We start from the raw sequence: 14,326 nt of genomic DNA on the forward strand, positions 1-14,326 counted from the left end.
GCCGGCCCCGACGACGCGGGCCGCGGGCCGCGCCGACAGGGGATCCCGCCGCGGGCGGCGACCGGGGCCCCTCCTCACACGGCGGCCAGCACCGCGGCCGCCAGCCGGGCGCGGGCGGCGTCGTCCGGCCAGCCGCCGACCAGGTAGAAGGCGTCCACCACGTCCCCGCCGAGGGTGGAGATGCGGGCCGCGCGCACCTGGGCGCCGGCCTCGTCGAGGGCGCAGGTGACCCGGTAGAGCAGGCCGGCCGCGTCGGCGGCGCGCAGCTCCAGCAGCACGGCGTCGGTGGCCGCCTCCCGGTGCCAGACCACCCGGGGCGCGGCCCCCTCGGCCCGCGCCGCCAGGGCCCGGCCGCGCAGCCGCTGGGTGACCGAGACGTCGCCGTTCACCGCTCGGCGCAGGTCGGCGCCGAGGGCGATCGGGTCGGGCGGGAGGCCGTACCGGGGCTGCACCCGGCACTCGACCAGGGCCCGGCCGTCGACCGTGGAGGCGTCGGCGGAGAGGACTTCGAGCCGGTGCAGGGCCAGACAGCCGGCCACCGTCGCGAGCAGGCCACGCCGGTCCGCCGCCGCCACCGCCACCCGGTCCCCCGTCAGGCGTACGACCGGCAGGGGCCCCGCCAGCAGGGCCGGGTCCGGGGCGGGCGGGGCGGGCAGCGCGCCGGTGTCCAGCGCGGTGCGTACCCGGGCGACCAGCTCGGCGACCAGCCGGCCCTTCCAGTCCGACCAGGCGGCGGGGCCGGTGGCCGCGGCGTCGGCGCGGACCAGGGCGTGCAGCAGGTCCAGGGTGCTGGTGTCGCCGACCCGCTCCGCCACCCCGGCGATGGTGACCGGGTCGGCGAGGTCACGCCGGGTGGCCACGTCGGGCAGCAGCAGGTGCAGCCGGACCAGCGTGCCGATCAGCGCGGCCTCCGGCCCGGGCAGGCCGATCCGGACGGCCACCGCCTCGGCCAGCGGCGCGCCGACGGTGCTGTGGTCTCCCGGCAGCCCCTTGCCGATGTCGTGCAGGAGGGCGCCGAGCAGCAGCAGGTCGGGGCGGTCGACCTCGCGGGTGTACCGGCTGGCCTCGGACGCGGTCTGCACCAGGTGCCGGTCGAGGGTGAACCGGTGCACCGGGTTGTGCTGCGGGAGGCTGCGCAGCCGGGTCCACTCGGGCAGCCAGCCCTCGATCAGCCCGTACCGGTCGCAGGTCTCCCAGGCCGGCACCAGCCCGGGACCGGCGCCGAGCAGGGTGATCAGCGCGGCCCGGGCCTCGGCCGGCCACGGCGCCGGCAGCGGCGGGCAGTACGCGGCGAGCCACTCGCAGGTGGCCCGGGCGATCGGCAGCCGGGTGGTGGCCGCGGCGGCCGCGACCCGCAGCGACAGGCTCGGGTCGGGCCGCGCGCCGATCGCGGTGCGGGCCAGCACCAGCTCGCCGTCGTGCGCCACGACGTCCCGGGCGACCGGCCGGCGCAACGGCCGACCGTCGGCTCCCCGGCGGCGGCCGGAGCGGAGCCGGTCGGCGGCGCGGAAGGCGTCGTCGAGGGCGTGGCTGACGGTCCGGGCGTCCCCGGCGATCCGGCGCAGCAGCGCGTCGCCGTCGCCGACGGCTGCGAGCGTCGCGTCCGGCGCGTCGGGGCGGAGTGGCCGGGGCCGCGCGGTGTCGGGCGCGCCGGGCGGGATCTGGCGCAGCCCGAGCAGCGCGGCGACGCCGTCGCGTTCCTGGGCGACCAGCCGGTCGACCCGGCGGCCGACCTGCACGTGCAGCGCGTCCCTGGTGTCCAGCAGCCGCCGGTGCGCGGCGTGGACGGCGGGGCGCAGGGCGTCGGTGATCCCGGCGGTGGCGATCGCCCGCAGGATGCCGACGTCGCGCAGCCCGCCGGCGGCCTCCTTCAGGTCGCCTTCGAGCAGGAAGGCCAGCTCGCCGTGGGTCTCCCAGCGGGCGGCGGTCAGCTCCCGCAGCCCGGGCAGCTGCCGCACGGCGGTCCGCCGCCAGTGGTCGGCGGCGGACCGGACGAGGGTGTCGGCGAGCGCGGCGTCCCCGGCGACCAGCCGCGCGTCGAGCAGCCCGAGGGCGACCTTCACGTCGTCCCGGGCGACCTCCACCGCCTCGGCGACGGTCCGGACGGAGTGGTCCAGCCGCAGGCCCGCGTCCCAGACCGGATACCAGAGCGAGGCGGCCAGCTCGGCCACGCCGGGCACCCCGGCGTGCAGCAGCACCAGGTCGAGGTCGCCGTGCGGCGCGCACTGCCGCCGCCCCAGCCCGCCGACGGCGACGAGCGCCACCCCGGGCCGGTCCGGCAGCAACTCGCGCAGCCACCGGTCGTGGGCGTCGGCGCGCGCGGCCCGCGCCGCCTCCCCGACGCCCCCGACGGCCCCGTCGGTCGGGAGGTCCGCGCCGCCGTCGCCGGCGGCTCCCACCGCGTTCCTCTCGATCGACGGGGTCATGTCGGTCGCGGCCCGGTCAGAGCGCGTCGAGGCCGCGCTCGCCGGTGCGTACCCGGACGACCTCGTCCACGGAGGTCACCCAGACCTTCCCGTCGCCGATCTTGCCGGTCCGGGCGGCGGCCACGACGGCGTCGACGATCTTCTCCACGTCGATCTCGTCGGTGAGCACCTCCACCCGGATCTTGGGCAGGAACTCGACCGTGTACTCGGCACCCCGGTAGACCTCGGTGTGCCCCTTCTGCCGGCCGTAGCCCTGGACCTCGCTGACGGTCAGGCCGGCCACGCCGAGGGCGTGCAGGGCCTCCTTCACCGCGTCCAGCTGGTACGGCTTGATGACCGCGGTCACCAGCTTCATGTCCAACCCCTCCATCACAGGAACGTTAACCGGCGACCTTCTCGTCGACCGGCTCGGCGGCCGGCTCGGCGGGGGACGCGGCGGGCGCGGCCGGTTCCGCCGTCTGCTTGGCGCCGGTCAGCCCGGCCATGGCGAAGGCGCTGCCGCCGCCGCTGCCCGCGGCCGGCGACAGGTCGTAGCCGCTCTCGGCGTGCTCGGCGATGTCGATGCCGCCGACCTCGTCCTCGGCCCGGATCCGGAAGCCGATCGTCTTCTCGATCACGAAGGCGAGCACCCAGGCGACCCCGAAGGACCAGACGGTGACGATCAGACCGGCCAGGGCCTGCCGGCCGAGCTGGGTCGCCCCACCACCGTAGAAGAGCCCGTCGGAGGCGCCCACCACGTCGCTGATCGCGCCGTTGACCGAGTTGGTGGCGAACAGGCCGAGCCAGAGCGAGCCGATCCAGCCGCCGACGAAGTGCACGCCGACCACGTCGAGCGAGTCGTCGTAGCCGAGCCTGTACTTGAGGCTGATCGCCAGCGCGCAGACCGCCCCGGCGACGACGCCGAGCAGCACCGCCGCCCACGGCGCGACGAAGCCGCAGGCCGGGGTGATGGCGACCAGGCCGGCGACGGCGCCGGACGAGGCGCCCACCATCGTCGGCTTCCGGTCCTTGATCCACTCGACGGCGATCCAGCCGAGCACCGCGGCGGCGGTGGCGAGCTGGGTGTTGAGGAAGGCCAGGCCGGCGACCGAGTCGACGGTGAGCTCGGAGCCGGCGTTGAAGCCGAACCAGCCGAACCAGAGCAGCCCGGCGCCGAGCGCGACGAGCGGGATGTTGTGCGGCTTCATGCCCTCCCGGGGCCACCCGAGCCGCTTGCCGAGCACCAGCACCAGGGCCAGGGCCGCCGCGCCGGCGTTGATGTGCACGGCGGTGCCGCCGGCGAAGTCGAGCGCGTGGATGTCGCCGCCGATGATGCCGCCGCCCCACACCCAGTGCGCGACCGGGAAGTAGACCAGCGTCGCCCAGCCGAACGCGAACAGCAGCCAGCCGGCGAACCTCGCCCGGTCGGAGATCGCGCCGCTGATCAGCGCGACCGTGATCACGGCGAAGACCATCTGGAAGGCCATGAACACGTAGAGCGGGACGCCGATGCCGCTCGGGTTCTCCGCCGTCGCGCCCCAGAGGTCGGTCTCGGCGAGGAAGGTCTTGGTGCCGAGGTAGGCGCCCGGGTCGCCCCAGAAGCCGTTGACATCGCTGCCGAACGCGATGCTGAAACCGTAGAACCACCACAAAACGGAGATGAGCCCGATCGCGGAGAAGCTCATCATCATCATGTTCAGTACACCCTTGGCCCGGTTCAGGCCGCCGTAGAACAGCGCCAGTCCGGGCGTCATGAGCAGCACGAGCGCCGTCGACACCAGCAACCAGACGGTGTTGCCGGAATCGATCGTGGGTGCCTCAGGCACGCTGGCCTCCTAAAGGTGAAGTCCCTCCTTCCCGGCTTCCGGGGCAGCGTCGCCCGTACGCCGGATGCGCGGAAGCCTGCTCGCTCCCTGTTTCCCCCAACGTCACCCGTCGATTTCCGGACGGTGACGGCTTGTTTCGGACGTGTGAAGAGAACCTCACCACCGCCGCACGGCGGCACGAACCGCTCAGCGCAGCGCGTACTCCAGGGCGTTGCGCTCGTAGTCGAGCAGCCGCAGGTCCCGCATCGGCCGGCGCAGGTGCCCCTTGTGCACGATCCGGACGAACGCCGGCTCGCCCGCGGCGGCCATCCGGCGGATGCCCTCCACGTGGTCCACGATCCGCTTGCGGATGGTCCGGATCAGCCGGTGCCGGTCCCGCGGGATCAGCCCGTACGCGTCGGCGAAGAGGCGCAGCCGGCGCGGCCGGTCGGGGTGCTTCCAGCCGAGCGTGATCGAGTCCCGGTCGGAGAAGATCGGCACCCAGGTCCAGGCCGCGTACGCCACGTCGTAGATCCGCGCGCCGGGCGAGGCGAGGTCGAAGTCGATCAGCCCGAGGGTGCCGTCGGGCCGCCAGATGACGTTGTGCGGGGCGGCGTCGTGGTGGCAGATCACCTCGGTGTCCGGCGGCGGCGGGCCGAACGAGCGCCAGACCGCCCCGGGCGGCGGCACGAAGCCGTACTGGGCGTCGTGGAACATCCGCAGCATGGTGGCGACGGTCACCAGCGCCTCGTCGGTGACCCAGTGCGGGGCCAGCGGGTACTCCCCGCACTCCCCCTCCAGGTACGACAGGACCTCACGGTTGCGCTCGTCCATGCCGAGCGCGCGGGGGGCGCCGGTGAACCCCACGTACTCGAGGTGGCGCAGCAGGGCGTGCACCGAGGGCGTCCACGGCCCGGCGTTGCGCCGTACCGTGTCGCCGACCCGGACCACGGTGCTGACGTTCCCGCCGTGCAGCGGGATCTCCTGCGAAGTCACGTACGGTCTCCCGAGGCGCTGCGACGGGTGGCTGGGGTCGCGCCACCCGGCGTAGGCGCGATCGTCGGTCGTCACTGCGAGGTTACGCGTCCCGGGCGAGCGGCTCGGTACCGAGCAGCGCGTCGACGAACTGCGCGGGGTCGAACGGCGCCAGGTCGTCCTTGCCCTCGCCGAGCCCGACCAGCTTGACCGGGATGCCCAGCTTGCGCTGCACGGCGATCACGATGCCGCCCTTGGCGGTGCCGTCGAGCTTGGTGAGCACCACGCCGGTCACGTTGACCACCTCGGTGAAGACCCGGGCCTGCTCCAGCCCGTTCTGCCCGGTCGTGGCGTCGAGGATCAGCAGTGTCTCGTCGATCGGGCCGTGCTTCTCCACCACCCGCTTGACCTTGCCCAGCTCGTCCATCAGGCCGACCTTGTTCTGCAGCCGGCCGGCGGTGTCGATCAGCACGGTGTCCACGCCGGTGTCGATGCCGCGCTTGACGGCGTCGAAGGCCACGCTGGCCGGGTCCGCCGCCTCCGGGCCGCGGACGGTCTCCGCGCCGACCCGCCCGCCCCAGGTCTCCAGCTGGTCGGCGGCGGCGGCCCGGAAGGTGTCGGCGGCGCCGAGCAGCACGCTGCGGCCGTCGGCGACCAGCACCCGGGCGATCTTGCCGCAGGTGGTGGTCTTGCCCGCCCCGTTGACGCCGACCACCAGCAGCACCGCCGGCACGCCCTCCTTCGGGGCCGTGCGCAGCGACCGGTCCAGGGTCGGGTCGAGCGCGTTGACCAGCTCGGCGGCGAGCAGCGCGCGCAGCTCGGACGCGGAGCGCGTGCCGAGGACGCGGGTCCGCTCGCGCAGCCGGTCGACGATGTCGCGGGTGGCGTCGATGCCGACGTCGGCGGTGATCAGGCTGTCCTCGATCTCCTCCCAGGCGTCCTCGTCGAGATGGTCGCGGCTGAGCAGGCCGAGCAGGCTCTTGCCGAAGACGTTCTGCGAGCGGGACAGCCGGGAGCGCAGCCGGACCAGCCGCCCGGCGGTCGGCTCGGGGACCTCCAGCACCGGCGCCGGGGCCTCCACGACCGGCGGTTCCACCAGGATCCCGGTGGACAGTTCGGCCTCCGGAGCCTGCACCGGCGGACCGGCCAGGTCCTCCTCGGCCCGGGTCTCGACCTCCGTCTCGGGCAGCGGCGGCTCCGGGCGCCGGCGCAGCCGCGGCACGACCAGCCCGATGCCGCCAAGGATCAGCACGCCGAGCAGGGCGAGTGCGATGAGGAGGTATTCGGTCATGCCGGAATCCTGTCAGATGCCGGCGAAGCTGTCCCAGCCACCGCTCCCGCCGGGGGGTCCGGAAGCCGGCGGTAGGCTCGGTCACAGCCAGCAGTGGTGCGACCGCCGGCCGGGTAGTAAAGATGAAGTCCACTCACCTGGAGGTCGACCATGCCCGCGGCACACCTGCTCATCGGCCCGTTGCTGCGGCGGGTGGTCGGGACGCGGGCCACCGTCTGGGTCGAGACCAGCGCGCCCGCCGTGGTCACCGTCCGCACCGCCGACGGCGCCCACGGCACCGCGCCCACCTTCTCCGCGTACGAGCACCACTACGCGCTCGTCGTGGTGGAGGGGCTCGCCCCGGACAGCGCGACGACCTACGAGGTGCTGATCGACGACGAGGTCGCCTGGCCGGTGGCGAAGAGCGGGTTCCCGCCCAGCGTCATCCGCACCCGGGCGGCCGACGACCTCGACCAGCCGGTCCGGTTGGTCTTCGGCTCCTGCCGGGAGACCACCCAGCACGCCACCACCCGGCGGCTGCCGCCGGACGCGCTCGACGCGTACGCCCGGCGGCTGATGGCCGACCCCGACCCGGCCGACCTGCCCGACCTGTTGGTGCTCCTCGGCGACCAGGTCTACGCCGACGTGACCTCCCCCACGGTGCGGCGGCTGCTGAAGCGGCGCCGGCGGCGGCCGAAGGGCGCGCCGAGCGACCAGGTGGTCAGCTTCGACGAGTACACCAAGCTCTACCTGGAGTCCTGGCGCGATCCGGAGATCCGGTGGCTGCTCTCCACCGTGCCGAGCGTGATGATCTTCGACGACCACGAGATCATCGACGACTGGAACACCTCGGCCGCCTGGCGGGCGGACATGCGCGAGCAGCCCTGGTGGGCGGAGCGCATCGCCAGCGGCCTGGCGTCCTACTGGGTCTACCAGCACCTGGGCAACCTCTCCCCCGACGAGATCGCCGCCGATCCGGTCTTCGCCAAGGTCAGCGCGGCGGAGGACGCCACGGGCGTGCTGCGCGAGTTCGGCCAGCGGGTCGACACCGAGGCCGACCTCGCCCACGACACCGAACGGTGGCGGGCCGTGCAGTACCAGTGGAGCTACGCGCTGGACCTGGGCCGGACCCGGCTGGTGATGCTGGACAACCGGTGCAGCCGGGTGCTGGAGTCCGGCCAGCGGGCGATGCTGCCCCCGGGCGAGTGGTCGTGGTTCCTCGACCGGGCCCACGGCGTCTACGACCACCTCGTGGTCGGCGCCTCGCTGCCGTGGCTGCTGCCGCCGGGCATCCACCACGTGGAGGCGTGGAACGAGAGGCTCGCGGACTCCCGGCGGCGCTGGGTCGGGCGCCTGTCGGAGAAGCTGCGCCGGGCGCTGGACCTGGAGCACTGGGCCGCCTTCCGCCGCTCGTTCGACGCGCTGGGCGCGCTGTTCGCCCGGATCGGCAGCGGCACCCCCGGCGAGCCCGGCGACCGGGTCGGGGCCGGGCCGGCGTACGCGCCACCGGCCTCGATCAGCGTGCTCTCCGGCGACGTGCACCACTCGTACGTGGCGCGGGCCCGGTTCGCCGACCGGAGCGTGGTCACCCCGGTGCACCAACTCACCTGCTCGCCCATCCACAACCAGGTGCCCGCCGGGATGCGGCCGCTGATGCGGCTGGGCTGGTCGCCCGGGCCCGCCGGGGCCACCCGGGCGCTCGCCCGCTCGGCCGGGGTGCGCCGCCCGCCGTTCCGCTGGAAGCGGCTGGCCGGCCCCTACTTCGGCAACGCGGTCGCCACGCTCGTGCACACCGGGCGGGCGGCCGAGGTGACCATCGAGGGCACCACCAGCGACGGCCACCTGCGGCCGGTGATGCGGCAGCGCCTGGCCGACGGCGGCTGAGCCGTCGGCCGTACGCTGGCCACCGTGGACGAGCACCTGCCGAAGGCGATGCGGGCCGTCGAGCACGAGCTGACCGCCCTGCTGCGCCGGGGACGCGCGGTCTCCTGGGAGATCGCCCGGGAGGTGCATCCCCACCTCGAGCCCAACGCGTACGGGCTGCTGCTTTGGCTGCGCCGGTGCGGCTCGGTCCGGCTCACCGACTTGGCCGCCCGCCTCGGCGTCGGCAAGGGGACGCTGAGCCGGCAGATCCACGGGCTGGAGAGCCTCGGCCTCATCCGGCGCGATCCCGACCCGACGGACCGGCGCGCCGCGCAGCTCAGCCTGACCGAGGAGGGGCAGCGCCGGTTCGACGCCGCCCAGTGCGGCCGGCTCGAACGCTTCCGGCAGACCCTCGACAGCTGGTCGGCCGTCGACGTCGAGGAGTTCGCCCGGCTGCTGCGCCGCTTCAACGAGGAGTACTTCTAGGCCGCCGGAATACCGCCCGGCCGCGGCAAGTTGTTGCCTAGGGCAACGGGGAAGGAACGGAGTCGACATGATCCCGGACGCACCCGCCGAGCGGGAGGAGTACGGCCCGCGCACCCGGCCGCTGCCCTACGAGCGCGGCACGGACGGACCCCGGGTGGTGCTGGTCGGCCTGGACGGCACCCGCACCTCCGAGCGCGCCGGCTGGTACGCGGCGGGGCTGGCCCGCCGGCAGGGCTCCACCCTGGTGGTGGTCCACGTCAGCGCCCCGCCGGGGCTGGCCGCCCTGGTACCGGGCCTGGACGCCGGGGAGGTGCGGCGCGGTCAGGAGGAGCTGACCGCGGAGCTGCGCCGGGAGTGCCGGCGTGGCGCCGAGGAACTCGGGCTGCCGGTCACCTTCCTGTGCCGGCGCGGGGACGCGTACGCCGAACTGCGCGCGGCGGCCGACGAGTTCCGGGCGGACCTGGTGGTCGTCGGCTCGCCCGAGCAGGCCGGGCACCGGCTGGTCGGCTCGGTCGCCACCCGACTGGTCCGGGCCGGCCGCTGGCCGGTCGTCGTGGTGCCCTGACAGGTCGTGGTGCCCTGATAAGCCGTCGCGGTTGTCGGTCCCCCCGGCGAGGATGGCCGGCATGACCTGGAGAGCACCGGAGATCACCCGCACCCCCGAGCCCTACGTCGGCGACGAGCGCACCATGCTGGAGGGCTGGCTGGACTACCACCGGCAGACCCTGCTGCTCAAGTGCGTTGGGCTGACCGCCGAGCAGTTGAAGACGCCGAGCGTCGAGCCGTCCGGGCTGACCCTGCTCGGCCTCGTCCGGCACCTGGCCGAGGTGGAGGCCTGGTGGTTCCGGGAGAACTTCGCCGGCCAGCGGGTCGACTACCCCTACTTCACGCCGGACAACCCGGACGCCGACCACGACGTCAGCAACGCCGACGCCGAGGCCGACTTCGCCACCTTCCACCGCGAGGTCGAGTTGGCCCGGGCCGCCGCGGCGGGCCGCTCGCTCGACGAGACCTTCACCGAGGTCGGCCCGAAGCGCCGGACGTTCAACCTGCGCTGGGTCTACGTGCACCTGATCGAGGAGTACGCCCGGCACAACGGCCACGCCGACCTGATCCGCGAACGCATCGACGGCGCCACCGGGGAGTGACCGGTCCGGGCGGCGCCGGGCATCCGGGCGCCACCCACGGGCACCGTGCCGCCCGCCCCGGCACGCGAGGGCACGCCTCAGTACGCGAGCGCCGCCCGCAGGTAGCGCAGGTCCTCGGGGCGGCCGGCCCAGCGGAGCGCCGACAACCCGGCGGCCCGGGCGCCGCGCACCGACCAGTCCTCGTCGTCGACGAAGAGCACCCGGTCCGGCGGGGTGGCCACCGCCCGGCAGGCGGCCTGGAAGTACTCCTTGGCCGGCTTGTTCACCCCGAGTCGGTACGAGTTGACCACCGCGTCGAACTCGCCGACCAAACCGAGCGCGGCCAGGTCGTCGTCGAGCAGGTCGGTGGCGTTGGTGGCGAGGCCGACCGGGAGGCCGCCGGCGCGCACCTCGCGGACGAAGTCGAGCACCTCGGTGTCCACCTCGCCCCGGTAGCGCTGCCACTGCTCGACCGCGGCCCGGGCGCGCTCCGGCCCGCCGGCCGGCCCGGCCAGCGCGTCGGCCACGCTGGTCATCCAGTCGGCGTGGCTGACCTGGCCGGTGAGCACCGGCTGGACCCGCCCCCACTGCATGGCGATCTCGAGGAGCACGCCCTCGGAGAGGCCGTACTCCCGCTCCACGCCGGCGGCCACCGCCGGGTCCCAGCGCCGCAGCACGCCGTCGAAGTCCACCAGGAGCGCCGTCGCCCGTTCCCGACCCACTACTCGTCCCCCTCGCCGCGGCCGCGCCGCTCGTCGTCCCCGTCGGCCCGGTTGAGCCGTTGGCTGATCACCTGGGTCACCCCGTTGCGCATGGTCACGCCGTACAGGGCGTCGGCGACCTCCATCGTCCGCTTCTGGTGCGTGATGACGATGAGCTGGCTCTTCTCCCGCAACTGGGCCAGCAGCGTGATCAGCCGGCCCAGGTTGACGTCGTCGAGCGCCGCCTCCACCTCGTCCATGATGTAGAACGGGCTGGGCCGGGCGCGGAAGATCGCCACCAGCATCGCCACGGCGGTCAGCGACCGCTCGCCGCCGGAGAGCAGCGACAGTCGCTTGATCTTCTTGCCCGGCGGGCGGGCCTCCACCTCGACGCCGGTGGTGAGCAGGTCGTCCGGGTCGGTGAGCACGAGCCGCCCCTCGCCGCCGGGGAAGAGGACGGTGAAGACCTGCTGGAACTCCCGGGCCGTGTCCTCGAACGCGCTGGCGAAGACCTCGAGGATCCGGTCGTCGACGTCCTTGACCACGGTGAGCAGGTCGCGGCGGGTGGCCTTGAGGTCCTCCAGCTGCTCGGAGAGGAACTTGTAGCGCTCCTCCAGCGCGGCGAACTCCTCCAGCGCGAGCGGATTGACCTTGCCGAGCAGGGTGAGTTCCCGTTCCGCCTTGGCGGCCCGCTTCTCCTGCACCGGCCGCTCGTAGCGCACCGGCTCGGGCGTCGGCAGGCCGTCCCGTTCGGCGGCCGCCACGTCGGCCTGGGTGGGCGGGACGGGCTGGTGCGGGCCGTACTCGGCGACCAGCGTCTCCACGTCCAGCCCGAAGTCCTCCGCGGCCTTGGCCTCCAGCTGCTCGATACGCAGCCGCTGCTCGGCGCGGGCCACCTCGTCCCGGTGCACCTGGCTGGTCAGCCGCTCCAGCTCCGCGGCGAGCCGCTTGGCGGCGCCGCGTACCTCCTGGAGCTCGGCCTCGCGGGAGGCGCGTTCGCGCGCCACGGCGTCGCGGTGCTCCTCGGCGGCGGCGATGGAGACGGTCAGCCGGGTGAGGCCCTCCCGGGCGCCGCCCGCCACGGCGCGGGCGATCCCCGCGCCGCGGGTCCGGGCCGCCCGCCGCGCCGCCGCGCGCTCCCGCGCGGCCCGCTCGGCGGTGGCCTGCCGGCGCAGCGAGTCGGCGCGGCCGGCGATCGAGGAGACCCGCTCCTCGGCGGTACGCACCGCGAGCCGGACCTCCATCTCGTTCTGCCGCGCCTGCGGCACCATCGCGGCGAGCTGGTCGCGTTCCTCGGTGGAGGGCTCCGCGTCGACCGGGGTCTCCTCGGCCAGCCGCAGCCGCTCCTCCAGCTCGGCCAGGGTGAGCAGGTCCCGTTCCCGGGCTGCCTCCGCGCGGGCCCGGGACTCGCCGAGCCGGTCGGTCTCGGCCTTCGCCGAGCGGGCCGCCGCGCCCAGCTCGGCCAGCCGCCGGGCGGCGGCGTTGCGGTGGCTCTCCGCCTCCCGCTTGGCGGCGGCGGCGTGCTGCACCGCCTCCTTGGCGGCGGTCACCTCGGCGCGGGCGTCGACGAGCTGTTCGCGCAGCTCCGCGCCGGTGCGCTCGGCGGCGAGCCGGTTCGACCGGGCCTCCTCGACGGCGGCCTGCACCTCGATGAAGCTGGGCGCCTTGGCCGACCCACCGGCGGCCGCGTACGCCCCCACCACGTCGCCGTCCGGGGTGACGGCGCGCAGCTCCGGGTTGCCGGCGACCACCTCGGCCGCGGCGGTGAGGTCGTCGACCAGCACCACGTCGCGCAGCGCCCGGTGCACCGCCGGCCGGATCTGCGGGGAGCACTCCACCAGGTCGGGCGCCCAGCGGGCGCCGTCGGGCAGCTTGGGACGCAGCGCGTCGGGATGGGCGTCCATGCCCGGGCCGGCGGGGCTGCCGACCAGCAGGCCGGCGCGGCCGGCGTCGGAGATCTTCAGCAGCCGCATCGCCTCGACGGCCTCGTCGACGCCGCTGACCGCCACCGCGTCGGCGAGCCCGCCGAGCGCGGCGGCGAGGGCGGCCTCCTGCCCCGGCGCGACGGTGAGCAGCCCGGCCAGGCTGCCCAGCAGGCCCGGGACCTCGTCGGCGCGGGCCAGCAGCGCGCCCGCGCCGTCCTTGCGGCGCAGGCCGAGGGCCAGCGCCTCCTCCCGGGCCTTCCAGGTGGCGGCGTCCTTCTCCGCCGACCGCTCGGCGTCGGTCAGCGACCGCACCGTGGCCTGCGCCCGCTCCAGGGCGGCGACCGCCTCGGCGTGCCGCGCGTCGAGGTCGGCGTTGTCCCGGTCCGCCTCGGTGGACTGCTCGGCCACCGCGTCCAGCTCGGCCTGCGCCTGTTCGGCCCGGGCCAGCGCGTCGGCGTGCGCGGCGGCGAGCCGTTCGATCTCCTCGCCCGCGCTGGTGGTCCGGGCCCGGGCGGAGTTGACCTGGCCGGTCAACCGGGCCAGCCCCTCCCGCCGGTCGGCGATCGCCTTGGCCGCGGCGACCAGCTCACGCTCGGCGGCGGCGAGCTGCCGTTCCAGCTCCTGGCGGTGCTCCACCGCCTCGGCGAGCCGGATCTGGTCGTCGGTGAGCGCGGCGCGCAGCTCCTCCTCCTGCTCGCGGACCCGCTCGGCCTCGGCCTCCAGCTGGTCCGGGTCGCGGCCGGGGCGCTCGTCGTCGCCGGCGGCGCTGAGGTGGCGCAGCCGCTCCCGGGCGAGCTGCTCGATCGAGCGGAACCGCTCGGCGAGGGCGGAGAGCCTGTACCAGGTGTCCTGCGCGGCGGCCAGCAGCGGCGCGTCCTCGGCGAGGGCCGCCTCCAGCTCGGCGAGGCGCGCCTGCACCTCGGTGTGCTCGGCCTCGACCTGCCCGCGCCGCTCGCGCACCGCCGTCTCGTCGGCGATCTCCCGGTCCAGGGTGGCGCGGAGGGTGGCCAGGTCGTCGGCGAGCAGCCGGAGCCGGGCGTCGCGCAGGTTGGCCTGGATGGCGGCGGCGCGCCGGGCCACCTCGGCCTGCCGGCCCAGCGGCTTGAGCTGGCGGCGCAGCTCGGCGGTGAGGTCGGTGAGCCGGTTGAGGTTGGTCTGCATCGCGTCGAGCTTCCGCAGCGCCTTCTCCTTGCGCTTGCGGTGCTTGAGGACGCCGGCCGCCTCCTCGATGAACGCCCGCCGGTCCTCCGGCTTGGCGTGCAGCATGCCGTCGAGCCGGCCCTGCCCGACGATGATGTGCATCTCCCGGCCGATGCCGGAATCCGACAGCAGCTCCTGGATGTCGAGCAGCCGGCAGGAGTCGCCGTTGATCTCGTACTCGCTCTCGCCGGAGCGGAACATCCGGCGGGTGATGGACACCTCGGTGTACTCGATCGGCAGCGCGCCGTCGGTGTTGTCGATGGTCAGGGTCACCTCGGCCCGGCCCAGCGGCGCCCGGCCGGCGGTGCCGGCGAAGATGACGTCCTCCATCTTGCCGCCGCGCAGCGCCTTGGCGCCCTGCTCGCCGAGCACCCAGGCGATGGCGTCGACGACGTTGGACTTGCCGGAGCCGTTCGGGCCGACCACGCAGGTGATCCCCGGCTCCAGCTTCAGCGTCGTCGCGGAGGCGAAGGACTTGAAGCCCTTCACCGTCAGGCTCTTGAGATGCACCTTCTCGATCCTCGTCCGGTGGCCGCCGTACCGTCGCCGGCTGCGCGGACCTGGGTGAA

At 74.9% G+C, this 14,326-nt stretch carries 11 protein-coding genes; 4 read left to right on the forward strand and 7 right to left on the reverse strand.

Annotated features, from left to right (window positions below; all coding sequences use genetic code 11):
• Positions 1–74 precede the first annotated feature (74 nt).
• The 5 genes from ACGF7U_RS10290 to ftsY all read right to left on the reverse strand — a co-directional run bounded on the left by ACGF7U_RS10290 (position 75) and on the right by ftsY (position 6,476).
• Positions 75–2,426 carry a [protein-PII] uridylyltransferase gene (locus ACGF7U_RS10290; protein WP_393105005.1) on the reverse strand — a complete coding sequence of 784 codons (2,352 nt, stop codon included), beginning with the start codon at positions 2,424–2,426 and terminating at the stop codon, positions 75–77.
• Between the two features lie 16 nt (positions 2,427–2,442).
• Positions 2,443–2,781, reverse strand: coding sequence for a P-II family nitrogen regulator (locus ACGF7U_RS10295; RefSeq protein ID WP_357695411.1), 339 nt, complete (start codon positions 2,779–2,781; stop codon positions 2,443–2,445).
• Between the two features lie 25 nt (positions 2,782–2,806).
• Positions 2,807–4,231, reverse strand: coding sequence for an ammonium transporter (locus ACGF7U_RS10300; RefSeq protein WP_393105007.1), 1,425 nt, complete (start codon positions 4,229–4,231; stop codon positions 2,807–2,809).
• Between the two features lie 186 nt (positions 4,232–4,417).
• Positions 4,418–5,281, reverse strand: a complete 864-nt coding sequence (locus ACGF7U_RS10305; protein ID WP_350680417.1) for an aminoglycoside phosphotransferase family protein — start codon at positions 5,279–5,281, stop codon at positions 4,418–4,420.
• Positions 5,282–5,288: 7 nt separating this feature from the next.
• Positions 5,289–6,476: a signal recognition particle-docking protein FtsY gene (gene ftsY, locus ACGF7U_RS10310; protein WP_393105009.1), complete on the reverse strand. Its 1,188-nt coding sequence runs from the start codon at positions 6,474–6,476 to the stop codon at positions 5,289–5,291.
• 150 nt (positions 6,477–6,626) lie between these two features.
• Here ftsY and ACGF7U_RS10315 point away from each other — a divergent pair, with 150 nt between their 5' ends.
• The 4 genes from ACGF7U_RS10315 to ACGF7U_RS10330 all read left to right on the forward strand — a co-directional run bounded on the left by ACGF7U_RS10315 (position 6,627) and on the right by ACGF7U_RS10330 (position 9,952).
• Entirely contained in the window at positions 6,627–8,339 is a 1,713-nt protein-coding gene (locus ACGF7U_RS10315) for an alkaline phosphatase D family protein (RefSeq protein WP_393105011.1), read from the forward strand.
• Between the two features lie 24 nt (positions 8,340–8,363).
• Positions 8,364–8,804, forward strand: coding sequence for a MarR family winged helix-turn-helix transcriptional regulator (locus ACGF7U_RS10320; RefSeq protein WP_393105013.1), 441 nt, complete (start codon positions 8,364–8,366; stop codon positions 8,802–8,804).
• Positions 8,805–8,871: 67 nt separating this feature from the next.
• Positions 8,872–9,369: a universal stress protein gene (locus ACGF7U_RS10325; protein ID WP_393105015.1), complete on the forward strand. Its 498-nt coding sequence runs from the start codon at positions 8,872–8,874 to the stop codon at positions 9,367–9,369.
• 61 nt (positions 9,370–9,430) lie between these two features.
• A complete protein-coding gene (locus ACGF7U_RS10330) occupies positions 9,431–9,952 on the forward strand; it encodes a DinB family protein (RefSeq protein ID WP_393105017.1) in 522 nt (173 codons plus the stop codon).
• Between the two features lie 77 nt (positions 9,953–10,029).
• Here the strand turns inward: ACGF7U_RS10330 and ACGF7U_RS10335 are convergent, their stop codons facing one another.
• Both ACGF7U_RS10335 and smc read right to left on the reverse strand, forming a co-directional pair.
• Positions 10,030–10,653, reverse strand: a complete 624-nt coding sequence (locus tag ACGF7U_RS10335; protein WP_393105018.1) for an HAD family hydrolase — start codon at positions 10,651–10,653, stop codon at positions 10,030–10,032.
• Complete coding sequence (smc, locus tag ACGF7U_RS10340; protein WP_393105020.1) at positions 10,653–14,267, reverse strand: chromosome segregation protein SMC; 3,615 nt, start codon at positions 14,265–14,267, stop codon at positions 10,653–10,655. Before smc ends, ACGF7U_RS10335 begins: the two co-directional genes overlap by 1 nt.
• Positions 14,268–14,326: the final 59 nt, after the last annotated feature.

The sequence above is a fragment of the Micromonospora sp. NPDC047670 genome (assembly GCF_043204915.1).
In the GTDB taxonomy this organism is placed as follows: domain Bacteria; phylum Actinomycetota; class Actinomycetes; order Mycobacteriales; family Micromonosporaceae; genus Micromonospora.

Excerpts from the sequence above, each read along its gene's own strand:
- ACGF7U_RS10330 (WP_393105017.1), top strand. The coding sequence starts at position 9,431 with ATGACCTGGAGAGCACCGGAGATCACCCGCACCCCCGAGCCCTACGTC.
- ACGF7U_RS10315 (WP_393105011.1), top strand. The coding sequence starts at position 6,627 with ATGCCCGCGGCACACCTGCTCATCGGCCCGTTGCTGCGGCGGGTGGTC.
- ACGF7U_RS10295 (WP_357695411.1), bottom strand. The coding sequence starts at position 2,781 with ATGAAGCTGGTGACCGCGGTCATCAAGCCGTACCAGCTGGACGCGGTG.
- ACGF7U_RS10290 (WP_393105005.1), bottom strand. The coding sequence starts at position 2,426 with ATGACCCCGTCGATCGAGAGGAACGCGGTGGGAGCCGCCGGCGACGGC.
- ftsY (WP_393105009.1), bottom strand. The coding sequence starts at position 6,476 with ATGACCGAATACCTCCTCATCGCACTCGCCCTGCTCGGCGTGCTGATC.
- ACGF7U_RS10325 (WP_393105015.1), top strand. The coding sequence starts at position 8,872 with ATGATCCCGGACGCACCCGCCGAGCGGGAGGAGTACGGCCCGCGCACC.